The sequence below is a fragment of the Streptomyces sp. NBC_00310 genome (assembly GCF_036208085.1).
In the GTDB taxonomy this organism is placed as follows: domain Bacteria; phylum Actinomycetota; class Actinomycetes; order Streptomycetales; family Streptomycetaceae; genus Streptomyces.
This window is the reverse complement of the sequence record NZ_CP130714.1, coordinates 138,047-164,104: the sequence shown is the minus strand read 5'-3', so window position 1 is coordinate 164,104 and position 26,058 is coordinate 138,047. Positions and strand designations below refer to the sequence as shown.

Sequence of the window (26,058 nt, the reverse complement as noted above, 5' to 3'; positions counted from 1 at the left end):
GTCCGAACGATCGGGATCGGGATCGGGACCGGGATCGGGATCGGGACCGGAGGAGCATCAACCTCAACGCGGCGATGTCCCATGGTGTGGTTATCCCCACCGCCAGGGGGTGGCTTACTGGATGGGCAATGACATCGGTGCGCGGCGATCGTGTGTCACAGAGACGGCTTGATGCCACGCATGACGAAGGGACACCTCATCGATGCGCATCCTCCTGATCGGGCCGCCCGGAGCCGGCAAGGGCACGCAGGCAGTGCGTCTTGCCGCGCATCTGTCGATCCAGCACATCTCCACCGGTGACCTGTTCCGAGAGCACATCGACCAGGGCACCGAGCTCGGGCAGTACGCCCACACGCACATACGCGCCGGCCTTCTGGCACCGGACGAGGTCACCATCGAAGTGATCAAAGAACGCCTTGCCCGCCCGGACACCGAGCGTGGATTCCTGCTGGACGGCTTCCCCCGCAATCTTGCCCAGGCGGAGGCACTGGACGGCATCCTGGCCGACTCGGAGTCGAGGCTGGATGCCGTGCTAGACCTGGAGATTCCGAGCGCGCTGAGGACGCGGTGACGCACGCACGAGGCCATCGCGGCCTCGTCCGGGCCGGGGAAGCCGCGTGCGGCGCTGCTGTCGGCGGGCGGGGTGCAGGACTCCACCATGGTCGTGAAGCGGTGCAGGTAGTCATGCACGCGGGGCGGGTGGTAGCCCAGCTCGCTCCAGCGATGTCCGCTCGCCGCGAGTGCTGTGGCACGCAGCACGAAGTCCTTCGCGCGGGCGCGTTCCCGCTCCGTCGCACGTCCTGCGGGGTCAGCAGCGCCGCGAAGCGGAAGTCCCAGTCCTCGGAGGCGAGATCGGACACGACCGGCATCAGCACGTCGATGAACACCACGGTGGCGCCATTGGACCGGTCCAGGTCGTGGCTACCGCCGGAGAAGATGTTGCTCACCGACCTATGATGCGATCCCGGCCCTCCACCTGCTTGGAGAAGACGCATGACGGATGCGAGCACCGGCAAAGTGGTCGTGAACAGGGTGATGTCCCTCGATGGGTTCATCGCCGGTCCCGGCCACACGATGGACTGGATCTTCGAGCACATGACGTCGGCGACGTTCCCGGAGGTCATGGCGGCCACGGGCGCCATGCTCATCGGCCGGGGCACGTACGAAGTCGGCAAGCGCATGTCCGACGAGAACACCGACTACGACGGCGGGGCGCAGTTCGTCCTCACCCACCGCCCGCCCGACGAGCCGGACCCCAACGTCACCTTCCTCACCTGCGACATCGAGGAAGCCGTGGCCACGGCACGCCGCGCCGCCGGCGACAAGAACCTGGAGATCCTCGGCGCCGACGTGGCCGCCCAGTGCCTGCAGCGCGGCCTCGTCGACGAGATCCTGGTGTACGTGCTGCCGGTGCTGCTCGGCGACGGCGTCCGCTTCGCGCCGCCGGGCCTCGACCGGATCGACCTGGAACCGTTCAGCAACGTCCAGTCGGGCGGGGTCACCATGCTGCGCTTCCACGTGCGCAAGTAGGCACGGTCGCCACTACTGGCCTGTTGTCATGGCCCCCATCCCGTGGGGCAAGTTCCCCACTCTCGCTGAACATCAACTGGCCCGCCGGTGGCTGCAGTTAATGGCGAACATCGGTCGGGCTTCCAACACGATCGACGCGTACGGGCGGGCGGTCGAGGACGACCTGCGGTTCTGTGCCGTTGAAGGCACGGATCCCGTACTGGCCGGTGCGGACACGGTTGCCGCCTGGATCGGGGACATGCTCGACCGTCCCCGCCAGCGATCAGCGAAGGCGCCGCTGCATCCGGAGACGGGACTGGCGAACGCGACCGTCCAGCAACGTGTGGTGGCCGTGCGGTCCTTCTGCGCGTACCTGGTGGAAGACGGGCTGCGCGAACGGAATCCCGTACGTCGAGGGCAGTCGAGCCGCTGTGGCCGTCCTCCTCGGCAGGGGCTCGTGCGGCGCCTCGAGCATGCACCCTGGATCCCCAACGAGGACGTCCGCACTGACCGGGGAAGCCGCACTGACCGGGGAAGCCGCACCGACCGGGGAAGCCATGCCGACCGGGGAAGCCAAGCCGTCGACGAAGCCGTCATGACAGCCGCCCTGCCCACCTAGGTCCGCGCCGACCGGACCCGGCACTACGAGGCCGCGCATCGAGGGCACCCGAGGAACTCACCGCTGTCATCCGTGCCGTGGGGTGAGGGAACGGACGGTTTGCGCAGCGGCACGGACTTGTTCCCTGCCCAAAACCGTGCCCGGCATCGTGGACGCCCACCACCAGGCGTGCGCCTGGCCCGTCTGCCGGCTCGCCGCCGCGTACGCCGAAGTGATCGCCGCCGCGAGCGAGTTGACGGCCGGAGTCGGGCCGGCCGAGCGCCATGACGTCTTCACCGGCACGGCCGTGCGGACCTGCGGGCTGCCCGTCACCGCACGGCAGGCCCCGCCCCAGGAAACCCCATGCGCATGGCTCCGAAGAACGGCCGCGAGACCGTCCTGAGCGCGATGCGGGGAGCGTTGTCCGGCGAGCCGGTACCGAGCGCCCCGACGACCTACCCCCTTCGCACGGTCACCGCCGTGTTCCGCCGACCGAACGTCCTCTTCCACCACCGGGCAGCTGGATAGACATCCTATCTCTTCTATCTAGGAATTTGAGCTACGGGGCCACGAACAGGGATGTCCTGAATTATTTGTCAGCGCGCTGGACACGGGGTGAGGCTGTGCCTATTAATACATCCGATGTCCCTGGGGGCTGCTCAAGTCCCCGCCGGGCCCGGACCGCCGTACTCGTACTCCGCTGTCTGTGCGGTGCCGCGGACAAGCAGTTGCCGACACCCTGAGTCCTTCACCCTCCAGGAGCCGCACGATGTCCTCCGCTCCCCTCAGCAGGCGCTCCCTCATCAAGGCCGCGGCCCTCGCCGGCGGCACCGTGGCCTTCGGTCTGCCGCAGGCCCTGTGGCCCGCCACGGCCGAGGCCTACTCCGTCGACGCGAAGATGAACTGGTGGTACCAGGCCCGGTTCGGGATGTTCATCCACTTCGGGTCCTACTCCTACCTCGGCCGCGGTGAGTGGGCGTTCAGCGCCGATTCCAACCCTCTTTGGACCAAGGCCAGTTACCAGGCCGACGTGACCTCGAAGTTCAACCCGAACGCCTTCAACGCGGCCACCATCGCCCAACTGGCCCAGAGCGCCGGCATGAAGTACCTCGTGATCACCGCCAAGCACCACGAGGGGTACGCGATGTGGGACTCCAACGTCCCGGGCTTCACCGATGTCACCGGCACCAAGTTGTACAACCTGCGCGACTACAACAACTTTCAGCCCGACCTGCTGGCCCAGCTGAAGACCGAGTGCGAGAGCCGGGGCATCAAGTTCGGGCTCTACTACTCGATCCTCGACTGGAGCCACCCCTCCCAGAGCATCGATCGCGGCGCCTACTTCTCCGACATGTCGTCGCTGTCCGCCCGCACGGACTACATCAACGACATGAAGGCCCAACTGCAGGAACTGCTGAACCGCTACGACCCGGCCGTCCTCTGGTTCGACGGTGACTGGTGCGCCAACCCCTCCACCCCCAACCTCGACGACTGGTGGACCCAGGCCGACGGCGCGGAGCTGTACAACTGGCTGATGGCCCGCAAGCCAGGCCTCGTCGTCAACGAGCGCGTCAAGCGGGACCACGGTCTCGGCGACTACGCGGTCGCGGAGTTCGGTATCCCCGACGCGCCGCTGGAGCGGCCGTGGGAGGCCTGCGCCACCATGAACGACGCCTGGGGTTACAACGAGTGGAAGGAGAACCAGTACCGCTCGGTCCAGACCATCATCCGGGAGATGGTCACCGTCGTCTCGCGGGACGGCAACTACCTGCTCAACATCGGCCCCAAGGGCGATGGCTCCGTGACCGCCGGGACCGTGACCGTTCTGAACGGCATGGCCTCGTGGATGGCCACCCACGGCGACAGCATCCACGGCACCAGCGGCAGCCCCTTCGCCACCGAACCGTCCTGGGGCAGGATCACCAAGAAGAACGGCAAGCTCTTCGCCCACGTCTTCAACTGGCCGACGGGCGGCACCCTGCAGATTCCGGCGGTGTACAACACGATCAACCGCGTCTACCTGATGAACAACCCCGGCACCAACCTCACCTACTGGGTCAGCGGCGGCCAGATCAACGTCCAGGTGCCGACCACCGCGCCCAACGCGAACGACTCCGTGGTCTGCGTGGAGGTCAACGGCATGCCGGCCGTCCTGGCCCATGGTGTCTACCGGCTGGTCTGCGCCCGGAGCGGCAAGGCTCTCGACAACGGCAACGTCGGCGGCGACGGCACCCCGATCATCCAGTGGACCGTCAACGGTGGCTCGCCGCAGCAGTGGACGGTCACCGACCTCGGCCACGGCTACTACAAGCTGGTCTGCGCCCGCAGCGGCAAGGCCCTCGACAACAACAACAGCACGTCCGACAGCGCGGTGATGGTGCAGCGGACCGACAACGGCAGTCGTCAGCAACAGTGGGCCGTCACCGCGCTGGGCGGCGGCGCGTTCCGGCTCATCAACCGGCACAGCGGAAAGGCGCTGGACAACGCCAACAACGGCGCGGACAACACCCAGGTCATCCAGTGGACCCCCAACGGCGGTGCCCCGCAGCAGTGGAACATGACCAAGGTCGGCTGAGCATCCCCGGGGTGGCGCGCCCTGGTCCGCCACCCCGGCTCACCCGGTACCGATGCGGTGGTCATCCTGCCGGTCCCGGCCGACCCTGCGGGTGATCACCACCCCGCAGAAGCAGTGAACTGCGCAAGCAGGCCGTGCTCCCACCCGAGAGACGTTGGGTGGGAGCACGTGGACGTCGCGGAGACCGTCCCAGCGTCTCCATCCGCGGCACATGTCCCGGCATCCGGTCCGACCGAAAATCGGCGGCAACCTTTTCGCCACCTGCGGCCACTGAGCAGTGCAACACCGAAACGCGCTTCCGAACGGATGAACATGCAAGAAACACGCCAGGCCGCGCGGCAGCGCAGACGCAGACGCCGGCTGATGGTGGGCACCACCGCGGGGCTGGTCGTCACAGGTCTTCTCGTCTGCCTGGTCATGACGATGCAGCCGGACCGCGAGGAGGATGCCGGGCGAGCCCCGGCCACGGCCGTCGCCAACTCCCAGGAGAGTCACCCGCCGACATCGTCCGGGAAGAAGAAGTCCCTCGCACCCTCCCCGTCCGAGATCTCCGCGTCCCCGTCGGCCGGCGCCAAGAAGCCGAAGGCCTCCCCGTCCCCGTCCCCGTCCCCGTCATCGGCCTCTCCGCGGAAGGCTCCAGCCACGTCATCGCTGGCCGGACGGATCCGCCCCAAGAGCACGTATCAGGGAGTCGCCACGGTCTACAAGGCCGGCGTAGGGGACGGTGCCTGCTCGTACGGCCCGAGCGGCGACATGATGATCGCGGCGATGAACACCACCGACTACGAGACCTCCGCGGCCTGTGGGGCCTACGTGCTGGTCCGTGCGGCGAACGGCGCTTCCGTCACGGTCCGGATCACCAACGAATGCCCCCTGCCCTGTGCGCCGGGGCAACTCGACCTCAGCGAACAGGCCTTCGCCGAACTGGCCCCCGTCTCGACCGGCCGGATCGCGATCACCTGGAGCCTGTTGAGCCCGAGCACGCCGGGCACGATCTCGATCCGCTACAAGAACGGATCCAGCCCCTACTGGTGCGGCATTCAGGCAATCGGCCACCGCAACCCGCTCGCTCGGCTGGAGGTCCGCACCGGTGGCGGCTGGCGCCAACTGACCCGTACCGACTACAACTACTTCCTTTCCCCCGACGGCAGCGGGTGCGGCGGCGCGATCAGGATCACCGACATCTACGGAGAACGGCTGACCATCGACGGGATCGCTCTGCGGCCGGAGGTTGTGCAGCCGACGCGGTTCCAGTTCGCACGGCACTGACCCCGCCGCCACCAGTGGGCCCCCTCCGAACCACCCGCCGACCGGGGCCGGCGCGGGCGCGAAGGCCGAGCCGAGCACGGCGTCGGCTTTCCCGGAGGGGGGAAACACGGTGGAGCCGGGGACGCCGTGCGGCCTCCGGGGACCCGCCGGTCGGTGTGGAGGGACCGGGCGGGCCCCGGAGGGTGAGCGGGTGTCACCCGGTGGTGCAGGCGGTCCCGTTCAGGCTGAAATCGGTGGGCTTGGCGAAGGTGCCGCTGGAGGTGCCCTGGAACCCGAAGGTCGCTTGGCCGCCGGCCGCCAGCTCCGCGTTGTGGACCACGTTGCTCGCTGTGACAGCTCGTGACGACCCGGACATGTTCGCGTTCCAGGCATGGGTGATCTGCTGCCCGGACGGGAGGGTGAACGCGAGCTTCCAGCCGCTGACGCGGGAGGATCCGGTGTTGGTGATGGTGACGTCGGCGGTGAAGCCGCCCTGCCAGGAGTTCGCCCCGTACGCCACCTTGCAGGCCGCAGTCTGGCTCGACCGCATCGCCGCCATCAACGGAGTCAAGGGCGGCATGGGTCTGCGCGCCCACCTCGACGAGGCCTTGAAGCAGGAGGGTTCCGGCGACCTCGTCGTCCAGCTCGTCATCTACGACCTGGCCGGCCGCGACTGCGCTGCCCTCGCCTCCAACGGCGAGCTGGGACCCAACGATCTCGACAAGTACAAGTCCCAGTACATCCACCCGATCACGGCGATCCTGTCCGAGTCCAAGTACGCGGGCCTGCGGATCGCCACCGTCATCGAGCCCGACTCGCTGCCCAACCTGGTCACCAACGCAGGTGGAACCCCGACCACCACCGACGCCTGCGTGACCATGAAGGGCAACGGCAACTACGAGAAGGGCGTCAGCTACGCCCTGGACAAGCTGGGCGCCATCCCCAACGTCTACAACTACATCGACGCCGCCCACCACGGCTGGCTCGGCTGGGACAGCAACCTCGGTCCCGCGGTGCAGCAGTTCCACAAGGTGGCGACGACGAACGGCGCGAGCGTGAACGACGTGGCCGGCTTCATCGTCAACACCGCGAACTACAGCCCCACCAAGGAGCCGTACCTCAAGGTCACCGACACGGTGGGCGGACAGACCGTACGTCAGTCGAAGTGGGTCGACTGGAACCAGTACGTGGACGAGCAGTCCTTCGCCCAGGCGCTCCGCGACAAGCTCGTCGCGGCCGGATTCAACTCCGGACTCGGCATGCTGATCGACACCTCACGCAACGGCTGGGGCGGCTCCGCCCGGCCCGGCGGTCCCGGAGCGCAGACCACCGTGGACGGCTACGTCGACGCCAGTCGCATCGACCGGCGCATCCACGCCGGCAACTGGTGCAACCAGAGCGGTGCGGGCATCGGCGCACGACCGACCGCGGCTCCCGCCGCCGGCATCGACGCCTACGTGTGGGTCAAGCCGCCGGGGGAGTCGGACGGCAACAGCACCCCCGTCCCCAACGACGAGGGCAAGGGCTTCGACCGGATGTGCGACCCGACGTACGGTGGCAACGCCCGCAACGGCAACAACCCTCCGGGCTCGCTGCCGGACTCGCCGCTGGCCGGACACTGGTTCTCCGCCCAGTTCCAGCAGCTGCTGCGCAACGCCTACCCGCCCCTGCCGTGACCTGCTGACGCGGTGTGACCGCCGGGGTCGGTCCGATCGGCAGGACCGAGGGACGGATCCCGGCGGGCATGCCCTGATCGAGTCCGGCCACTGCGTCGAGGTCGTCCCGACCGCGAGACAGATACGGCCGCGTCGCCGGCACAGCATCCCGGTCAGGTCAGCCCGTCACCCGGAAGGTGGCGTCGCTGCGTCCTGCGGCGGTGGTGATCGTTTCGAGCCGCAGCAGGTATGCGTAGTGGCGGATGTAGCAGTCGGGGTGGTTGTAGGACTGGAATGACGACCAGGGCAATCAGGCACGCGCGCGTTGTGCGGGCGCGGGGTGCTCAAGCGCCCCGCGCCCGCAGAGGGCCGTCACCGCCGCTCCTCACAACAGGCCGGGAAGTCGGCGGAGGAGGGCAGGATCAGACGGGGACGATCTGCCATTGCTGCCGTGTCTGTGACGCGTACGGCTGTTGTTCGATGTTGGCTCCGTCGGCGGTGCTGCCCTCGTCGACGCCGAGGCAGAGGCCGCTGTAGCGGTTGATGAGGAAGTAGTAGCCGTCACCGGTGGGCGTGACGGCCCAGTGCTGCTGGGGGACGTTGGAGTCCGCATAGATGGCCACATTGCCGCCGTCGTCGCGGGAGAGCCCGGCCACTTCCATGAGCTTGCCGCTGCTGACGCCCTTGATCTCGTAGTAGCCGTCGCCTGTGGAGGCGAAGGTCCACTTCTGGTTGTTCCGGTTCAGCCAGGGCCACTGGAGGATGTTGGTGCCGTTGGCGGTTCCGTTCCCGCTCACGTCGGCGACCTTGCCGCTGTTGCGGTTGACCAGCCGGTACACGGTGCCGTCGCCCGGCAGGACCCTCGAGACAAGGGCAGGCTTGACCGACCGGCCGCCGATCCTGACGCCGCTGATGTTGGCGTAACCGCCGGTGGCCGCGTTGACCTGGATGCGTACGAAACCCACGTTCCGGTTGGGCCACTCGACCAGCTTGTACTTGCCGTTGCCGGCCCAGGTGCCGGTGGCGACCTGGGTGAAGGTGACGCCGTCGGTGCTGGTGAGGATGGTGTAGGAGGTGATGTCGCCGTCGGTGGAGTTGCTTCGGTTCCACTGTTTGGGCAGGTACTCCAGGGTGGAGACGTTGCTCCACACGCCGCCCAGGTCGATCGTGATCGAGTGAGGCAGGGCCGGGGACAGGCCCCAGGTCGACCAGCAGGTCTCGTAGCGGACGTCGCTGAGTCCGTCGATGGCGTTGAGTGGTCCCTCGCCGGTGCGGAAGGCGGTGGCGTACGCGTTTACCGGGGTGACGGGGTGTTCGGCGCGCAGTGGCTGGGTGGGCAGCGGCGGCCGGGAGGTGTTCGGGCTCCAGGCCGCGCCGACCTCGGCGAGCCGGTTGACGACGTTGGTGTCCAGCAGGCCGTTGCGGTTGGGCGGGCAGTTGAGGATGAAGGAGGTGTACTTGGGTTCCAGGTCGGCCAGGTGGGAGAGGATCGCGGCCTTGCTCATCAGGCCCTCGGTCGGGGTGGAGGGATGCCAGAACCAGCCGTTGCTGATGGTCTGTCCCTGCATGCCGGCGTAGGTGTTGCCCGCCGGCGCCGTGACGCCCAGTGGCTCCTCGAAGAAGATCGCGTCGCTGAGGAAGGGCTCCGACAGCCCGCCGATGTCGATCATGACGCAGTCCGGCTGCAGCTCCTTCACCAGTGAACGGATCCGCTGGTAGGAGACGGCCTGCTGTCCCATCTGCCATGCGTAACCGTCGGTCATGAACATGTCGATGGTGCCGTAGTTGGTGAGCAGCTCGCGGATCTGACCGAGCATGAAGGTCAGGTGGTCGGGCTTGATGGCATCGGTGATTTCCAGCCCGGTCACCTTGTGCCGGCTCTCCCACGCCTCGACGCCGAAGGTACGGTCCCAGATCGAGTAGTAGAACCCGACCTTCAGTCCCTTCGCCCGGAACGCGTCGCAGTACGCCCGCACCACGTCCTGCTTGTAGGAGCTGTTCGCGACGTTCTGGGTGCCATGGGCGCTCGGCCACAGGGCGAAACCGTCATGGTGCTTGGTGGTCAGGATGCCGTAACTCATCTTGGCGGCGGCCGCCGCGTCGGCCCACTGCGCGCAGTTGACGCTCGGGGGAGCGAAGAGGGTGGGGCTCTGGTGGGGTTCGGCCCACTCCTGGTTCGTGAACGTGCCCAGGCTGAAGTGGTTGAACATGCCGAACCGCATGTCGACCATCCTGCTCAGGTTGGTCTGCGTGTCCGCGGCGGCCGCCTGCGACAGAAGACCGGAGAAGCCGGGGACGATCGGCAGGGCGGTCGCGGCGGTCGCCGCACCCGCCGCCCCGAGAAACGTACGGCGAGACATTCTCGATGAGGACAAGGTCCACTCCTGTGGATCGATGGCATTGCTTGTGGTGACGGCCTGCTGGGACGGTCGGCGGTGGCCTGGGTGCCGGGGTGTGCCCGGCTGCAGGCGACAGGGCTGCCCTGGCCGGCCGCGCCGTCGTCGCCCGGGAAGAGAGAGCCGCTCGCAGGGCAGCACGTGGTGTCATGACGGCCTTGCGTGCAGCGGGTGTTCGGCTAAGCAACATCGGATGTATTAGTAGATGCCGGCTAGGGGCCTGTCTATAGTCTCGACAGAAATCGCCAGATCAATACCGAGGTAGCGGCGGTCAGGCGCGTTCGACCCTCAGGTCAGCCGACCCGATACGTAGGATGTGTTCGGAGCGACGGGTCGAGTGAAGACGGCGACTTGGCTCAGCGGGTCCGCACCCGGACGGTCGTCACGCCGCGCGCCGCCGGAACTTCTTCCGCCTCCCTGGTCCTGGAACTGCTGGTGCCGGTGGTGCTGGTGGTGCTGGTGGTGCTGGTTCACGAAGGCACCGTCGGCGGGGGAGCCGTTCGCGCGCCGACAGTGCTCGCGGGCCGGCCCCGCGTCGTGACTCGGGTCAGCCGGACTCTGGCGGTTCGGACACAGAGGCCCCCTTGATGTGAACTGGGACTCGCATTGAGTCGGACGGCAAGCTCACATACCGCCGCATCGACCGTCCAGGGCCGCGCGCACCTCTCCGTGAGAGGGGAATCCGGGCTCAGCGCCCTTCCGGGGTCCCGAGGAGGTAGGACACGACGGCGGTCTGGAGGTGGCAGCGCAGTTCGTTCCAGGGCAGCGGGCGGTCGGACTCCAGGAACTCGCCCTGGGTGATGCGGTGCGCGACCGTGGCGTAGATCAGGCGGTACGCGAAGTCCAGCGCGACCTCGGGGTCCGGATGTGCGACGGGTGTGTGACGCAGTGCCTCGGTGAAGTGGCGATTGCCCTCGAGGCTCACTCGGGAGCCCTCGGCTCGTACCGCTTCGTGGCGGGTGCCGAGCAGCAGGAAGACGCGCAGCAGGGCCTCATGTGCCTGGAAGCTGTCGGTGATCGCGCCCACCGCCTCGGCGACCGCCACGGCCGGATCGCGCAGGATCCGCAAGCGCTCCGCGGACATGCGCCCCGTGATCTCGGCCTGGAGGTTCTCGGTGAACGCGCGCTGGATGGCCAGCAGCAGGCCTTCCTTGTCGCCGAACCGCCGGTAGATGCTGCCGACCGCCATGCCGGCCCGCTCGGCGACGGCGGCCACGGTGAGCGCGTCCACTCCGCCCTCCGCGAGCAGTGCGTACCCGGCCCGCAGGATGTCCTGCTGCGAACGGCGGCTGCGTTCCTGGAGGGCGGCAGGTCTGCCGGTGGAGGGCTCGGTCACCCGCGCAGTTTATCGACCGACCTCTTGACGTCCATGTCGCTGGTATGTGAATCTCCACTCACATTAAATGTGAATCGCGCTTCACATGCGGACCTCGGCGTGAACGGCCGAGCCGCGCCCCTCTCTCTTCCCACCTCACCCCTCGCCATGGCGCGGGGCTGTTCCTGGAGGTGTCTCATCGCTCCCCTCTACGACATCGCCGTCGTCGGCTACGGACCGACCGGCCTCACCGCCGCGTCCCTGCTCGGCCGGCTGGGCCACCGGGTGGTGGTCTGCGAGCGCTGGCCCGGCCTCTACGGGCTGCCCAGACTCACCCACATCGACGACGAGACCGCCCGGACCGTCCAGGCGGCCGGTGATGTCGACGAGGCGCTGCGGGACTCGTCGATGTGCCAGTACGTGTGGGTCAACGGCAAGGGCGAGAACCTGGTGACCATCCCGGCGAACCCCGAGGGCCCGATGGGGTATCCGGATCACATCTCCATGTACCAGCCGGATGTGGAGAACGCGATCGACAGGCGGTTGCGCGGCTACGGCACGGTCGACGTCCGTCAGGGCTGGGCGGTCACCGGCATCGACCAGGACGACGACGGTGTCGACCTGCGTCTGCGCGGCTGGAACACCGACGCCATGTGCGCGGACGGACCGCACGACAGCGTCCGGGCCCGCTATGTGATCGCCGCCGACGGCAGCCGCAGCGGAATCCGCGAACTGCTCGACGTGGAGCGCCAGGACTTCGGCTTCAACGAGCAGTGGGTCAACGTGGACGCCGAGTGGCTGTGCCCCCAGCCCGCCCAGTTCGCGTACGGCACCCAGTACTGCGATCCCGCGCGCGGGCACATGACCATCAACATCGGCGCGACCCGCCAGCGCTTCGAGTTCGCCCTCCTCCCGGGCGAGAACCGCGAGGACATGAACACCCCGGAGACCGCCTGGCGGCTCCTGCGCGAGTACCACGACCTCGGCCCGGAGGACGTGCGGATCATCCGGCAGCTGGTCTACGGCTTCGAGGCCCGCATCGCCACCCGCTGGCGGACCGGCAGGGTCTTCCTGGCCGGCGACGCCGCCCACACCATGCCGCCGTACCTCGGCCAGGGCGCGTGCAGCGGCCTGCGCGACGCCACCAATCTCGCCTGGAAGCTGCACCTCGTGCTCGGCGGCCTGGCGCCCGACGCACTCCTGGACACCTACGAGAGCGAGCGCCGCCCGCACGTCACCGCGATCACCCACGCGGCGATCGGCCTCGGCAAGGTCGCCAACACGCACGACACCGAGGCCGCCGCGGCCCGGGACGCGGCCTTCTTCAGCGGCAAGGTGCCCCCGCCGCCGCCGTTCCCCCCGCTGAGCGGCGGAGTGCTGCGCAGGGAAGCCGGCACGCCGGTCGGCACCCTCACCCCCCAGGGCCGCATCCGTCTGGCCGACGGCCGCACCGGACGACTCGACGACCTGACCGGATACGGCTTCACCCTGGTCACCGCCGAGGATCCCGCCGACGCCCTGGGGCCCGAGCGGCTCGCCCGGTTGGAGCGCCTGGACTGCGCCGTGGTCCCCCTCGACACGGTCGAAGAACTCGACGGACGACACCGGGAGTACCTCCACCGGCTCGGCGTGGTCGCGTATCTGGCACGTCCCGACTTCGTGCTGTTCGGTACGGCGGCCGACACCACCGACCTGGGCGCTCTGGTGGACGACCTCGACGTCGCACTGTCCGGGACAGTGGGTGCGGCCGTATGACGACCGGAGATCCCGGCGCGGGGGCCCAGTTGCCGCCGCTGGTCGCCGCCCAGCACCGGGCCATGCCCTTCACCCGGCTCACCGACTGCGGCATGGACCCCGCCGACGCCCGACGGCTGCTCGCCGACACCACCGCCGGAATCCCGTGGCAGGAAGCCGCCGCGCTGGTCGCCGACGTACAACTGGAGCGCGCGCGGTCGGCGGAAGCCGCCGGGCACAGCACCACCGCCTCGCAGGCCTACCGGTTCGCTTCCGCGGCGCTGATGTTCGCGCAGATGGCCTACCAGAGCGACACGGCGGAGAAGCGGGAGCTGTACGCCCGCCACACCGCCGCGACCGCAGCTCTCGCACCCCGCGTGGAGCGGGTGGAGATCACTCACCGAGGCGGCGTCCTCGGCGGCTGGCTGTCGCTGCCGGAGGCCGCCCCGCCCCGGGCCACCGTCATCGTGTGGGGCGGTCTGAGCGGTTGGGGGGCCGCGTATCTCGCCCTCGCCGACGCGTACACGGCGCGCGGCCTGGCCTGTCTGCTCGCCGAAGGCCCCGGTCAGGGCGAGTCACGGCTGCGCCACGGACTGTACGTCGACGAGCACGTCACCGACGGCTTCGCCCGCTTCGTCGACCTGGTCGAGGCCGATCCCCGCCTCGACGGTGCCACCGGAGTCCAGGGCGTGAGCTTCGGCGGCCTGTTCGCCGCCCACCTGGCCGCCGCCGATCCGCGCGTCGGCGCGGTGGTCGTCAACGGTGCTCCAGCGGTCCCGACCATCCCGGAATTCCGTACCGCCCGCGAGCAGATGGCCGCCGTGGTCGGCACCGACGACCTGGTGCGGGTGGCGGCGGTCATGAACGGCCTGCGCTTCGACCCGGACAAGCACCGCATCGGCTGCCCGCTGCTCCTGCTGCACGGCGGCCGTGACCCCCTCGCCCGCTACGAGGACCAGGAGCCGTTCCTCCACGCCGCCGACCCCGCCACCTCGACCGTGCGGATCTGGCCCGACGGCGAGCACACCCTCTACAACCACGCGGCCGAACGCGACGCGCTCACCGGTGACTGGTTCAGCGACCTCCTCGTCGGCCAAGCCACCCCGAACCGTTAGGAACACCCAGTGGACTTCACCGTCGAGACCGCCACCGACGCGGTGGTGGAGAGCTTCCGGCAGACCGAGGATCAGCGGCTGCGGCAGGTCATGGAGAGTCTGGCCCGCCACCTCCACGACTTCGTGCGGGACATCGAACCGACCATGGAGGAATGGGAGGCCGCGATCGGTTTCCTCACCGCCGTCGGCCAGAGCTGCGACGACACCCGCCAGGAGTTCGTCCTGCTCTCCGACGTCCTGGGCGTCTCCATGCTCGTCGAGACCCTGAACGGGGCCGAGGAGGGAACCGAGAGCACCGTCCTCGGACCCTTCCACATGACGGAGTCACCCCGCCGCGAGCTCGGCGCCCGCATCGACCTCCTCGGCACCGGCCGCCCGTGTGTGGTGTCCGGCCGCGTGCTCGCCGCCGACGGCACCCCGCTGCCGGACACCGAACTCGACGTGTGGCAGTGCTCGCAGGACGGCTTCTACGACGTGCAGCAGCCCGACGTACAGCCGCCGGGCAACGGCCGCGGGCTCTTCCGCACGGACGGCGAAGGCCGCTACTGGTTCCGTACCGTCGTCCCCTCCCACTACCCGATCCCCACCGACGGCCCCGTCGGCCGTCTCCTCGAAGCCACCGGCCGGCACCCCTACCGGCCCGCCCACATCCACTTCATCGCGAGTGCCGGGCACCACCGCCCGGTCACCACCCACGCGTTCGTCGCGGGCAGCCCGTACGTCGACTCCGACGCGGTCTTCGCGGTCAAGCGAGGCCTGATCACCGACTTCACCGCCTCGTACGAGGAGCGGGAGGCCGAGCGCTTCGGTGTGAGCGTCCCCTTCACACACGCCCGGTTCGACATCGTGCTGGCCTCGGAAGCCGAGGCGGCAGGATGACCTTCACCTACGAAGCCTTGCCGATGCGGGTGGTGTTCGGCACCGGAAGCCTGCGCCGACTTCCCCAGGAAGTCGAGCGGTTGGGCCTGCGACGGCTGCTGGTGCTGTCCACCCCCGGCCAGCGCGCTCTCGCCGAGCACGCGGCCGGCCTGCTGGGCGACGCGTGCGTCGCACTGTTCACCGGGGCCCGGACGCACGTGCCGGTCGAAGTCGCCGAAGCGGCCCGTACGGCCGCACACGATGCCGACGCGGACGGCTGCCTGGCCATCGGCGGCGGCTCCACCATCGGTCTGGGCAAGGCGATCGCCCTGAGCTCGGGCCTGCCCGTGATCAGTGTGCCGACGACCTACGCCGGCTCGGAGATGACCACCGTATGGGGACTCACCGAGGACGGACGCAAGCGCACCGGCCGCGACCGCGCGGTCCTGCCCCGCAGTGTGCTCTACGACCCCGAACTCACCGTCGGCCTCCCCGCGGACCTGTCGGTGACCAGCGGCTTCAACGCCATCGCCCATGCCGTGGAAGCCCTGTACGCGCCGGACGCCTCACCGATCGTGTCCCTGATGGCCGAGGAAGGGGTGCGCTCGCTGGTCGCGGCCCTGCCGGTCGTCGCCGCCGACCCCGGCGACCTGCGGGCCCGCACCGACGCGCTGCGTGGAGCGTGGCTGTGCGGGGCGTGCCTGGGGGCCACGACCATGTCGCTGCACCACAAGCTGTGCCACATCCTGGGCGGCACCTTCGACCTGCCCCACGCCGCCACCCACACCGTCCTGCTCCCGTACGTCGCCGCCTTCAACCTCCCCGCGGCACCCGCCGCCGAGCATGCCCTGTGCCGCGCGCTGGCCACCGACGACGTACCGAAGCACCTCGCGCGAGCGTCCGCCGAACTTGGCGCCCCGTGCTCCCTGGCCGAACTGGGCCTCACCGAGCGCGACTTCGACGAAATCACCGCCCAGGCGCAGGCTCAGCCCTACGCCAATCCACGACCGGTCACCGAAGACGTCCTCCGCTCCCTCCTCGCGGACGCCCTGAAGGGAACCCTCGCCCCCTGACCGGGCCGTCACGGACATCCGCCACATCCATCTGCCCCACCTCGCCACACCAGGAGAATCAATGATCAAGTTGGTGGCCGCCGTACGGCGACGCCCCGGCATGACGCACGCCGAGTACGCCGAGTACATCGAGAACGTGCACGGCGGGATAGCTCTCGCCGACAGGCTGACCGTGCGCAAATACGTCCAGAACCATGTGCTCGACGGCGCCTATGGCGCGCTCGGCGATGTGGGCTACCAGGTGACGCTGCCTCGCGACTCCGTGACCGAGCTGTACTTCGACGACCTCGAGTCCATGGGGCAGACCTTCGCGGACCCGTACACGCGCGAGGTGGTCGGCCCGGACGCGGTCAACTTCAGCGACCAGCCCGCCGCACTCGCCCCCTCCCGGACAACACCGGGAGGGGGCGGGTGACACAGCCCGGCGGGGGCGGCCGCCTACTGGCCGTCGCCGGCGAGCTGCTGTTCCAGCTTGCGGGCCCGCTTCACCACACTGGGCTTGACCCGGCGGTTCTCCAGGGTCCGGGCGAGACCGCTCACCAGCCGGGTGGCGGGCTCGCTCTTGCCCTGCTGGTCGAGCGACCGGGCGAGGTGCTCGATGTCGCGGGCCAGACGGATGTGGCCGAACGTCTCGGCGGCGGCGTTCAGGTCTCCGTACGCCTGCTCGGCGCGCTGCCGACCCGACTCGGTGTCGGCCGTCGTGAGCTCCAGGCGCGGACCCGAACCGTCGCCACCACCCCGCATGACCTTGCCAGGGACGGTCTCTGCCAGCGCCAGGCAGGCGGCGGCGTGCTTGGCGACGGCCTCGCCGGGAATCCGGTCCACGACCTCGCGCAGCACGTCGTTGGCCGCGTGCAGCACCCGGCTTCCGCCCAGCGCCAGCACACGTCCCACGGCGTCCGTGCAGACGTCGTCCGCCAGCCGCTCCTGCTCACGGCTGGCCGGGCGTTCCACCCGGAGCATGAGCGGCGCGGCCATGACCTGTCCGGCCGAGGCACCGGCGACGGAGGCCGCTGCGCCGCCGACGGCCGTGCGCAGCGCGGCGTACACGCGGTACGTGCCGGGTTCGGCGATCTGCCAGCCGCCGAGTCCGGAACTGAGCACGATCTGCTCGTAGAGAGCCTCGCCGGGCTGCAGCACGATGGGTTCGGGGCGCATGCAGTACTTCAAGTACGGCCGGTGCATCCGGGCCTCGGCCTCCCCTTCGCGCTGGATGACGATGCCGATGCCGTCGCCCATCAGCTCGTTGCCGTCGACCATCACCGGGTCGGTGGAGGTGTTGGCCAGCTTCAGCTCCCCGATCACCGGCTCGAGCATGCCGTAGCGGTACGCACCCTGGTGGTCGGGGTTGCGGCTGGCCCGAAGAGAGAGCGTCAGCGGGCTGGGGGCGGAGTACTGGCGGACCTGCTCGAAGGCATGGTGGTCGAACCAGGGGATGTTGCCCATCTGCGCGAACCGCTCGGGCGCGTGCCGCAGGAACCGCAGTTCGTTCTCCGAGAAGAAGTACTGGAAGTCGCGGAAGAACGCCGGCTCCCTACCGTTGACCTTGGACGGGTAGTTCATGAAGCTCCGGGACTCGGGCTCGTTGGCGAGCGGGATCCACGGAGTTCCCCACTCCGATTCCTTGTCCCAGGCGTGCGCGAGGTTGAAGCAGTGCCCGATCTCGTGCACGGCAGTCCAGAAGCGCATCCGGCGGGCGAACGCCTCGGGCGCGGGGTCGTTCGGCGGGAGCTCGGAGATGAACGAGTCGGAGAAGATCGCGCAGCCCTGCCGCTGGGCGGTGCCGATGTCATCGAACATGATGCCGCCGAGCCTTCGGCCCAGGTCGTGAAGGCCCGCGAACAGGGTCCACACCTGCCACTGGGCGACGCCCTGCCCGCCGGGCCCCGGCTTCCACTCGGACCAGTGCTGCTGCATCGCGTCGTGCATCTCGATGTCGGACCACTTGTCGTTGACGGAGGCCGAGCGCGGGATCACGTTGCTGCCGCGGGTGCGGGTGACCTTGATTCCCTGGCGGGCGTAGGCGTCCTCCACCGTGAGGGTGATGTCGGGGAGGCCGGCGGGGCGCACCGGGTGGTCGTGCAGCGCGTACGCATCCGTCTGCTCGGCTCCCTCGACGCGGTCGAACTCGATCCCGACCTCGCGGAACGCCGACCGGGCGAAGGTGTAGCCGAGGACCAGATCGGCGGCGCCCGGGCTGCTGAAGGTCACCCGCGCGGCGGGAGGCTGCAGCGGTGGCCGGCCGGAGAGCTGCACGCGGATCCTGGTGGCGGACCGCAGGGCGGCGTTGCCGTCGCGGTGGGTGATAGGGCCGGTGTACGAGCCGTCCGGCTGCTTGGTCACCTTGGCGATCCAGGTGAGACCGCCGGTCATGAGGCGCCAGACACGGCCCGAGACGGTCATCGTGGGGGCCGGCCCGTCCACGTCCACGCGGAGTTCCTCGAACAGTCCGAGGGCGGCGCCGGGCGGGATCGTCTCCGCCGGCGGCTGACCGGTCCGGGGCTGCTCGACCGGGGTCCCGTTCTCTTCGGGAAGGACACCTCCCGGCATCGCCGAACCGGTCGGCCGCACCTCCGGCGCGACGGTCGCGGCCATGCCGGGCATCGCCGGTACGCTCTGCACGACCTGCGCGCCGTCGTGCTCGGGGGTGGGGACGATGGGCAGGTCAGTGCGGACGTACACGCCGCTGCGCCGGACCAGGAGGGCCGCTGCCGCTCCTGGTTGAGCGTCGGCCGCCGTGTCCCAGCGGTCCTGGACGCCCTCGGCGTACGGGCCCGAGCCGTACCCGGCTCGTTCCCGGCCGTCACCGGCGAGGCGGGAGATCTCCTCGACGACGGCGCGGACGAGCTCGTCGAGCCCACTCGGCGGACGGTGCTTCTGTGTGGTCATGCCGGCCTCTCCTCAGCCCGGGATCCGTCGCCCGGGCGTGGTGGTGCAGCGGAAGGGGTGGGTGTCCGGCCGCTTCGGGACGCGTTGACGCGCGGTCTGCGGGCGTCTGGCGTGCCGACATGGCGTGCCGCGTCAGGGCAGGGAGCTGCAACGGTGGGCACGCCTGAGCGCGATGCGGACGGCTGCCGAACCGGGCCGGAGCGTGTGCCCCGTCCGGTTGCGCCGCTGAGCGCACACACCCGCCGTCGGAAGGCCGGACCCCTTCAAGTGGAAGCCCGGCCACCCCGGATCGCAATTCGACCACGCCCGATCGAGCCCGTCCGTGGAGCGCCTCGCCCGGCAGACCTCCCCGTCCACACGTAACGCTCCCCGGTCACACGTAACCGGGGAGGTCTCCGCTCGCGCGGACGATGAGGGCGTTGTCGGCGTCGAGGTCGACCAGGACCGCCTTGCTGACGGTGGTGTCGATCTCCACGCTCTCGCGTGGCCCTCCCCGGACCGAGACCTCCACCGTGACCCCGCCGTCCCGCACCGGAACCTCGAGGGAGCGGGCCAGGCCGATCTGCCGTCTGGTGTGCACCGAGGCATCGTCCAGGACGACGGTTCCGTCCACGGCGACCACGACGTGCTCGCCCTGGAAACCTTCCTGCAGTGCGATCTGAAGCACGCTCATGGCATTCGCCTCACTTCGTCGGCTCGCCGACAGGCTTCTGACGCCCCGACGATACGGCGGCCGGCCCGGCACGGCCTTCCGACGCCGACCCGCGGCTGATGCCCGCAGACACCGAGGGTCGGCAAGGGTGTGCGACCGCATCGCACACCTGCGCCCCGGTCGAAGCAGCCCCGGGCCGCACGGCGAGCTGTCACACTCCGCCCAGCGGGCAGCCGCGGCGACGACCGGTCCCGCCGCGAGCCGAGGGTCTCAGCGCAGTCGACGCAGCCGCAGCACCAGGTCGTCGGCATGGTGCGCGCCGGCACCACCCTCTGGTGCCACGCGCGGCCGTTGCTCGTCCACCTCTACCTCCCAGTCGTCGTCGAGCAGATCGGCGACCATCGAGGGCCAGACGTAGTCAGCCGGGTCGAAGCCGCTGTCGTGCGCCTGCTGGGTGTCCATCCCCGCGTGGTGGACGAGCAGCAGCACGCCGCCGGGTGCGACGGCCGCGAGCAGCGCTCGCTCGGCGGCGGCGTCGGGGGTGCGCAGCAAGGCCGGGTACTGCGCGGAGACCAGGTCGAAGGAGGCCGGCGGGAGCGTCGCCTCGGTGAGTGCGGCGTGTACCCAGTGAACGGCGACGCCGGCGTCCCGCGCGTGTCCGGCCGCCCGCTCCAGCGCCACGCCGGAGACCTCGATCGCGGTCACGTCCCAGCCGCCGCGCGCGAGCCAGACGGCGTCCGCGCCTTCGCCGCAGCCGACGTCGAGCACCCGCCCGGGTATGAGCCCGTCGATCTCGGCCACGAGCGCACCATTGGGCCGGCCGCTCCACAACTGTGGTCGGTCGGCGTACCGGTTGTCCCACTCCGCCCGAACTGCGGGGTCTCCGACGTATCCGTCGGCAGGCGACGGGATGTCGGACGCGGGCGATCCTGCTGCGATGTTGTCGGTCACGGGCCCACCGTCGCCCACCGCGTTCCGGTCTGCCACTCCTGTTGCCGGTCCGGCAAAACGGCGTCCGAAGGGCGTGGCATCGGACGTCATCGAGACCCGGTGGGCGGTCGAGGGCCCCCTCGCCCGACCCGGCGGTTCAAGGGCTACGCCTCGGCCATGAACGTCGCGTCGGCCTCCACCACGGGTATCTGCAACCGGCGTGCCGCATAAGCGGGCGCTGACACCTCGTCAGCTGCACTCCGCCAAGTCTGCTGGCAGGGAAGCCGGGAGGCCGGGAGGCCGAGCCTGGTGCGTGCGTCATCGACTCACGGAGCACCACCGCAGTCGGCCTGCTCCTGGCGGTGCTGGATCGCGGCCGCGAGCGTGCGGGACGCCGTCGCCGGCCAGGCCTCCATCGAGGAGGTGGCCCCTCCGAGCACCCCACCACTGCGAAGCCATGGCCCAACTGGCAATGATCAAGCAGGAAATGAACGGCTGACCAGTGGGGAAGGCGGCCCTCTCGACCCCTCGTGAGGTGATCTGCGCCTCAGGGGCAACCACCTTGGTGCACATGACGTCTTGATCGGCAACAGATGATGCCGAGGCCCCCGGGCAAGCGTTCATTTCCAACGCTCTATACACATCATGTATACACGCTATGTATAGATCGCGTGTATAGACGGCATGCGTACGGACCGAAAGGCAACCATGTACGGCAAGGCGTTCGCCCCCGAATACCAGGGCGCCCTGACCACCCTGTCCGTGAACTCCTCTCTTCCAGAGGTACTGGCGGCCGGCACGCGGCAGTTGAGAGAGGCCGAGCGCGCCGGGGAACACGGCGAGGCGGCGCGCTCCGGGCTCGCGGTGGCCGAGGCGCACCGGCGGCTGGGACAGATCGGGGAGGCCGACCGGGCGTGGAAGGCGAGTTACCGGGCGGCCCGGGTGGTGGGAGACAAGGGGGCGATGGCCTGGGCGCTGTGGAGCGGCGGCACTCTGGCCCGGCAACGGGGCTCGTTCGCGCTGGCCCGGCGCCTGCTCGGACTCGCGGCCGGGCTGGGTGAACAGGGAGGTGATGTCGTCGTGCGCGGCTACTCCCTCGCGGGGCTGGCCGAGACGGGCAGGATCCAGGGCGACTACGAGGCCGTCGCCCGGCTGCACGAGCAGTTGCTGGCCGAGGCCCGGCGGCGCGGTGAGGCCCGGCACACGGTGTGGGCGCTGGAGGGCATCGCGCAGATCCACCGCCAGCGGGGGGCGTACGACAGCGCGTACGCGATGTTCGAGGAGGCGGCCGGAATAGCCGCGGGCGCCGACGATCGGCGCGGCCACGCCTGGGCGCTGCGCGGGCTTGCCGACATCGTCTCGGCGCGGGACGGGGACGTCGAGCGGGCACTCGCCCTGCTGTCGGAGGCGGAGGCCACCTGCCGGGCGATGCGGCTCTCCAGCGCGCTGGCCTACAACCACAAGATGCGGGGCAACGTCCTTTACCGGGCCGGGCGTTACGCCGAGGCGCGCGACACCTATGAGCGTGCACTGGCGGAGTTCCGCGAGATGAGCGAGCCACGTGGGCAGGCGCTGGCCCGGCTGGGGCTGGCCAAGTCACTCGCCCGCCTGGGCCGCGACCGCGCCGAGACGGCTGCCGACCTGGCCGATCTGGCACGAGAGTTGGAACGGATCGGGCTACGGCACGCCAGGGAGATGGTGAGGCGGGCGCACGACGAACTCGGTGTGCGGGCGCAGGACGAACTCTGTGTGCGGGCCGCCCAGGAGGATCGCGGCGTCCCGGCGGAGGTCGCACGGTGACGCCGATCTCCTCGGCGCTGCAGGCTCCGGTCGAGGTCCCCCTCGTCCTGGAACGCTGCCGTGAGATGGTGCGGCCCGCGCTGCTGGAGGCGGTCGGGCGGATGCATCCCTGGGTGAGTGAGATGGCCTCGTACTCCTTCGGCTGGTGTGAGGTGGGCGGCGCTCCCGCTGCCTCATCCGGTGGCAAGGGGGTGCGGCAGGCACTGGCCGTGCTCGGGGCCGAGGCGGTGGGTGCCCCTGGCCGGGCCGGGGTACCCGCGGCGGTCGCGGTGGAACTGGTGCACGCCTTCTCACTGCTCCACGACGACATCATGGACGGCGACCAGGCCCGGCGCCGTCGCCCCGCGGTCTGGAAGGCATACGGCACCGGGCCCGCGGTTCTCGCGGGCGACGCCCTGTTCGCGCTGGCCGTAGAGACGCTCGCCGCCACCGAGGGGGGTGCGTCCGCGTTGCGGATGCTGTCGGCGGCGCTGGGCGATCTGGTGCGCGGGCAGGCGGACGACCTGCTGTTCGCCGCACGCCCCTGGACGGGGCCGGACCGGGTGCGGCCGGCGGAGTACCGGGCGATGGCCGAGCACAAGACCGGCGCGCTGCTGGGCTGCGCGGCCGCGCTCGGCGCCCTGCTCGGCGGCGGCCCGCCGTCCGCGGTCGCCGCTCTCGACCGGGCCGGCTGCCGTCTCGGCCTGGCCTTCCAGGTCGTCGACGACCTGCTGGGCATCTGGGGCGACCCCGAGGTCACCGGCAAACCCGTTCACGGCGACCTTCGGGAGCGCAAGAAGACCTTCCCCGTGCTGGCTGCGCTCGACTCTCCATCCCCTGAGGCGCGGCGTCTGGCCGCGCTGCTGCAGTCGGGAGCGGACCCACAGGAGGCGGCCGTACTCGTCGAGGCGGCGGGTGGCCGGGCGGCGGCGCTCGACGAGGCACGGGGGCACATTTCGGCGGCGCAGGTCGCACTGGCGGACGTCTCGCTGCGGGGCACGGTCGGCGACGAGCTACGGGCGCTGGCGGCGTTCCTCGTGCGACGCGACCTCTAGGGGCGTGTGGGCTCGCGTTCCGGGGCCTTCCCACCGGGCCTGGAGACAGCCGAGTGCCCCTACGGACGCACCGGAGAGCCCGAGTTGGTCTTCGCCGCGTCCCCGGGGCAGGGTGCAGACGGTGCCGACCGTCTCCGTACCGTAAACGTCGCCGTCGCCGTCGCCGTCGGCCGGATGCCCGGCTGAACACGGGCCGGGCATCCGGCGGTTCACACTGAGCACGCAACCGCCGAACACGCCCTCGTCGACACAAACGCTGGAGGCAACCGACCCGCTGGACCACCGCCGAGACCGGCTGCCCGCCGCCTACCAGGCCATCGCAGGCCTCGTTCCGGACCGCAGTGGGGCCTCTTGCACAACGACCAGCGCACAGGGCCCGCACGCGTCATCCGCCTTCACACACCGACTCTTTGGTTGGCGAGCAGAGCACCGCGGCTGGTGAGCGAGTTGATCTCAGTCTGGCGACGGTGCTTGCGAAGGTCATTGCAGAGCGGGCGCAGAGGATCGCAGGCAGGGCACTGCAACCTGTTCTGGTGCACATAGAGGCTCTCGATGCCCCGGCGGTCGGCCGGTGCCGGGGGAGGAGGAGGCGCTCGGCTGGTGTGCCATCGACGGGGAACCCGGCGCGACCGCCGTTGAACCCGTCGGCTTCGACTGGCTGGACCCGGCCACTGTCTGCGTCGATGTCGTTGCCGTCCCGGAACTCAAGACGACGACAAGGAACCCTGTGCACCTCGATCTCGCCACCACCTCTGTGGCCGATCAGGCGGAGCCGGTCGCGCGCCTGCGGTCTTGCGGTGCGACGCCTGCCGCCGTGGGCCAGGGCGACGTCCCGTGGACGTGCCTGGCCGCCCCGGAGGGCCACGCGTTCTGCGTCCTCGCCCCGTCCTGACGCGGAGCCTTGACGACACCCCGACACATGAACCCTGGCTGCTCACACGCCATGACTCCGGTGGGCCGGGCTGGGGCGTCTCGGCAGATACGGGCGTCCTCACCAGCCCCATGAGATGGCTGGTAAGGCACACCGACGCGGGCGCGCAGACGGCGGCCTGAGTGCCTCAGTCGGTGGACGAGCGCCTCAGCCGACGAGTTGGTTCGCCGGAGGCCAGCCATCGCCAGCGTCGGCGCTCCGTGACGAGGGTGGCGGCGGCCAGCAGGGTCACCAGACACGCCGCCCACGCGGGCCAGGCCAGCCACGAGGAAGCCACGGCCGAGGCAAGCTGGAGGAGCACCAGAAGGATCGTGACCCAGCCCGGAACTGGGATGATCACATGTGCCTTGTCACCCGGAGTGGACAGGCACGTGGGAAGGCCGATCAAGAACACCACGGACAGGGCGGCAAGCAGCCATGAGTGGCCGGCCAGCGCCCAGGGGGTCGCCACCCAGGCGACGAGTTCCACCGCGAAGCGCAGGCCGGACGCACCCCGGTCGTCCGGTCGTGCGGAAATCGTTTCCCCAGCAGCGTCGGTCACCTCCGGACGATCTCACTTGCCGCGCCCAACGGCCAAGAGCCTGGGCGCCGTTGTCCGGCCCACCGGCTTCCTCGCGACGGCCGCGATGGTCAGCCTGCTCGACCCCGAAACCTGAGCGTCGAGGAACAAGCTCGGTTTCGAGGGCGTCGCGTACCGGTGACGGGGGTAGGCCGGGTGATGGTCGCGTCGGACCTCGCCGAGCGGATACTCATGGCCCCGACGTCGCTGATCATGCCGACCGCCGAGTTTCCAACTGGCCCTGCCGCGCGGCGAGGCCGCCGTTACCCCACCAGCCCGCGCCGCGTCAGTCAGTCAGTCAGTCAGCCAGTCAGTCAGTCAGTGGCAGAGCCACGATCACCGGAACCGCTTACGCGTATCAATGTCAGTGGCGGCTGGAAGGCTGGACGCCATGAACGGCGACGAACAGCTGCTGCGCGGCCGGGTCTACGGCCACGACCACGACGACCCCGACCCGGGCCCACGCCCGTGGCAGACCTACGCCACGCTCACAGGCGGGCCGCTGGACGGCCTGCTGCTGGACATCACGGGCTGGCGGCCAGAGGAGGTCGACGACGGCGTCGCCCTGCCCACCGAACTGGGGAAGTTTCCCGGCGGGCGGGCGCTCTACGACCCACGCCCCGGCGATCCGCGTACACCGGGCCCGGGGGTGAGCTGCCGCTTCTACTACTCCGGTGACACCCCCTGAATTCGAGGCTCTCTTCCGGGTCGTGGTGCCCACACCCCGGTGCGTGATCCCCACGCTCGCTCAGGAAGAGTTGCCAGCCGACCCCGGCATCATGCGTGCGGTCGCCCGCGAGCACCGCATACCGGTCTTCGACCTGGGCCGGCTGTCGTGCGTCGGGGTATATCTGGACGTCCTCGAACCCGGCACGGTACGGATCGGCGACCCGGTCACCAGATTGGGCAGCTCGTGATCAGTCGTGTGGCGGCTCGCCCAACGCGGCGACAAGCACACTACGACGGCCACTTCCTGGCGCCGGTCGACCCGTTCACGAGGGACCTCGAAAATCATTGAACGGGGCCACATGACCCGTTCCGCCGGGCCATTCCACGCGTTCGAGGCCATGAGGTCCACGGTTTGGGAACGGGTGTCGGCGTACTCCTGAAAATGGCTCTGGCAAGATTTTCGTAGTCGGAGATCATCTCGGTGCGACGGTCAGTCCGCCCGCAAAACGGGCAGCCTT

20 protein-coding genes and 5 pseudogenes are annotated in these 26,058 nt (G+C 69.8%); 17 read left to right on the top strand and 8 right to left on the bottom strand.

Features of this window, described 5'->3' with window-relative positions; translation table 11 throughout:
- Positions 1–202 precede the first annotated feature (202 nt).
- The 6 genes and pseudogenes from OG202_RS00575 to OG202_RS00550 form a co-directional block, all read left to right on the top strand.
- Positions 203–550 (top strand): annotated as a pseudogene (locus OG202_RS00575) (adenylate kinase family protein); the annotation flags it as partial.
- A gap of 443 nt (positions 551–993) precedes the next feature.
- The gene (locus tag OG202_RS00570) at positions 994–1,530 is read left to right on the top strand and encodes a dihydrofolate reductase family protein (RefSeq protein ID WP_093903461.1); all 537 of its coding nucleotides are present in this window, start codon (positions 994–996) and stop codon (positions 1,528–1,530) included.
- A gap of 28 nt (positions 1,531–1,558) precedes the next feature.
- Positions 1,559–2,128 carry a hypothetical protein gene (locus OG202_RS00565; protein ID WP_327732010.1) on the top strand — a complete coding sequence of 190 codons (570 nt, stop codon included), beginning with the start codon at positions 1,559–1,561 and terminating at the stop codon, positions 2,126–2,128.
- Positions 2,129–2,264: 136 nt separating this feature from the next.
- Entirely contained in the window at positions 2,265–2,510 is a 246-nt protein-coding gene (locus OG202_RS00560) for a hypothetical protein (RefSeq protein WP_405892129.1), read from the top strand.
- A gap of 366 nt (positions 2,511–2,876) precedes the next feature.
- Positions 2,877–4,682 carry an alpha-L-fucosidase gene (locus OG202_RS00555; protein ID WP_328222132.1) on the top strand — a complete coding sequence of 602 codons (1,806 nt, stop codon included), beginning with the start codon at positions 2,877–2,879 and terminating at the stop codon, positions 4,680–4,682.
- 312 nt (positions 4,683–4,994) lie between these two features.
- Positions 4,995–5,951: an expansin EXLX1 family cellulose-binding protein gene (locus OG202_RS00550; protein WP_328222131.1), complete on the top strand. Its 957-nt coding sequence runs from the start codon at positions 4,995–4,997 to the stop codon at positions 5,949–5,951.
- 193 nt (positions 5,952–6,144) lie between these two features.
- On the opposite strand, the pseudogene OG202_RS00545 reads toward OG202_RS00550, so the two are convergent.
- Positions 6,145–6,462, bottom strand: a pseudogene (locus OG202_RS00545) (cellulose binding domain-containing protein); the annotation flags it as partial.
- Here OG202_RS00545 and OG202_RS00540 point away from each other — a divergent pair.
- Positions 6,461–7,606: pseudogene (locus OG202_RS00540) on the top strand (glycoside hydrolase family 6 protein); the annotation flags it as partial. The pseudogenes OG202_RS00545 and OG202_RS00540 sit on opposite strands and share 2 nt — an antisense overlap.
- A gap of 157 nt (positions 7,607–7,763) precedes the next feature.
- On the opposite strand, the pseudogene OG202_RS00535 reads toward OG202_RS00540, so the two are convergent.
- From OG202_RS00535 to OG202_RS00525, 3 genes and pseudogenes are all read right to left on the bottom strand, one after another.
- Positions 7,764–7,889 (bottom strand): annotated as a pseudogene (locus tag OG202_RS00535) (AbfB domain-containing protein); the annotation flags it as partial.
- A 118-nt stretch (positions 7,890–8,007) separates the two neighbouring features.
- Positions 8,008–9,945, bottom strand: coding sequence for an alpha-L-fucosidase (locus OG202_RS00530; RefSeq protein ID WP_328222130.1), 1,938 nt, complete (start codon positions 9,943–9,945; stop codon positions 8,008–8,010).
- A 724-nt stretch (positions 9,946–10,669) separates the two neighbouring features.
- Complete coding sequence (locus OG202_RS00525) at positions 10,670–11,317, bottom strand: TetR/AcrR family transcriptional regulator (protein ID WP_326573144.1); 648 nt, start codon at positions 11,315–11,317, stop codon at positions 10,670–10,672.
- A gap of 99 nt (positions 11,318–11,416) precedes the next feature.
- On the opposite strand from OG202_RS00525, the gene mhpA reads away from it, so the two are divergent.
- The 5 genes from mhpA (at position 11,417) to OG202_RS00500 (ending at position 16,491) form a co-directional block, all read left to right on the top strand.
- Entirely contained in the window at positions 11,417–13,051 is a 1,635-nt protein-coding gene (mhpA, locus tag OG202_RS00520; protein WP_327732014.1) for a bifunctional 3-(3-hydroxy-phenyl)propionate/3-hydroxycinnamic acid hydroxylase MhpA, read from the top strand.
- The gene (locus OG202_RS00515) at positions 13,048–14,145 is read left to right on the top strand and encodes an alpha/beta hydrolase family protein (protein ID WP_327732015.1); all 1,098 of its coding nucleotides are present in this window, start codon (positions 13,048–13,050) and stop codon (positions 14,143–14,145) included. The genes mhpA and OG202_RS00515 overlap by 4 nt, the downstream gene beginning before the upstream one ends.
- 9 nt (positions 14,146–14,154) lie before the next feature.
- Positions 14,155–15,024 carry a dioxygenase family protein gene (locus tag OG202_RS00510; protein WP_328222129.1) on the top strand — a complete coding sequence of 290 codons (870 nt, stop codon included), beginning with the start codon at positions 14,155–14,157 and terminating at the stop codon, positions 15,022–15,024.
- Positions 15,021–16,076, top strand: coding sequence for a maleylacetate reductase (locus tag OG202_RS00505; RefSeq protein WP_328222128.1), 1,056 nt, complete (start codon positions 15,021–15,023; stop codon positions 16,074–16,076). Before OG202_RS00510 ends, OG202_RS00505 begins: the two co-directional genes overlap by 4 nt.
- A 61-nt stretch (positions 16,077–16,137) precedes the next feature.
- A complete protein-coding gene (locus OG202_RS00500) occupies positions 16,138–16,491 on the top strand; it encodes an EthD domain-containing protein (protein ID WP_326573136.1) in 354 nt (117 codons plus the stop codon).
- Positions 16,492–16,514: 23 nt separating this feature from the next.
- Here OG202_RS00500 and OG202_RS00495 read toward each other — a convergent pair whose 3' ends face one another.
- The 3 genes from OG202_RS00495 to OG202_RS00485 form a co-directional block, all read right to left on the bottom strand.
- Positions 16,515–18,965, bottom strand: a complete 2,451-nt coding sequence (locus tag OG202_RS00495) for a hypothetical protein (protein WP_328222127.1) — start codon at positions 18,963–18,965, stop codon at positions 16,515–16,517.
- Between the two features lie 373 nt (positions 18,966–19,338).
- Positions 19,339–19,638, bottom strand: coding sequence for a hypothetical protein (locus OG202_RS00490; protein ID WP_326573132.1), 300 nt, complete (start codon positions 19,636–19,638; stop codon positions 19,339–19,341).
- A 249-nt stretch (positions 19,639–19,887) separates the two neighbouring features.
- Complete coding sequence (locus tag OG202_RS00485; protein WP_326573131.1) at positions 19,888–20,568, bottom strand: class I SAM-dependent methyltransferase; 681 nt, start codon at positions 20,566–20,568, stop codon at positions 19,888–19,890.
- 687 nt (positions 20,569–21,255) lie between these two features.
- Here OG202_RS00485 and OG202_RS00480 point away from each other — a divergent pair.
- The 3 genes and pseudogenes from OG202_RS00480 to OG202_RS00470 form a co-directional block, all read left to right on the top strand.
- The gene (locus tag OG202_RS00480; RefSeq protein WP_327732387.1) at positions 21,256–22,347 is read left to right on the top strand and encodes a tetratricopeptide repeat protein; all 1,092 of its coding nucleotides are present in this window, start codon (positions 21,256–21,258) and stop codon (positions 22,345–22,347) included.
- Complete coding sequence (locus OG202_RS00475; protein WP_327732019.1) at positions 22,344–23,381, top strand: polyprenyl synthetase family protein; 1,038 nt, start codon at positions 22,344–22,346, stop codon at positions 23,379–23,381. The genes OG202_RS00480 and OG202_RS00475 overlap by 4 nt, the downstream gene beginning before the upstream one ends.
- 530 nt (positions 23,382–23,911) lie before the next feature.
- Positions 23,912–24,267: pseudogene (locus OG202_RS00470) on the top strand (VOC family protein); the annotation flags it as partial.
- A 172-nt stretch (positions 24,268–24,439) separates the two neighbouring features.
- Here OG202_RS00470 and OG202_RS00465 read toward each other — a convergent pair.
- On the bottom strand, positions 24,440–24,853 hold the full coding sequence (locus tag OG202_RS00465; protein ID WP_327732021.1) for a hypothetical protein: 414 nt from the start codon (positions 24,851–24,853) through the stop codon (positions 24,440–24,442).
- Between the two features lie 409 nt (positions 24,854–25,262).
- Between OG202_RS00465 and OG202_RS00460 the strand changes: the two genes are divergently transcribed.
- Positions 25,263–25,559: a hypothetical protein gene (locus tag OG202_RS00460; RefSeq protein WP_326573121.1), complete on the top strand. Its 297-nt coding sequence runs from the start codon at positions 25,263–25,265 to the stop codon at positions 25,557–25,559.
- Entirely contained in the window at positions 25,546–25,788 is a 243-nt protein-coding gene (locus tag OG202_RS00455; RefSeq protein WP_327732022.1) for an MOSC domain-containing protein, read from the top strand. The genes OG202_RS00460 and OG202_RS00455 overlap by 14 nt, the downstream gene beginning before the upstream one ends.
- Positions 25,789–26,058: the final 270 nt, after the last annotated feature.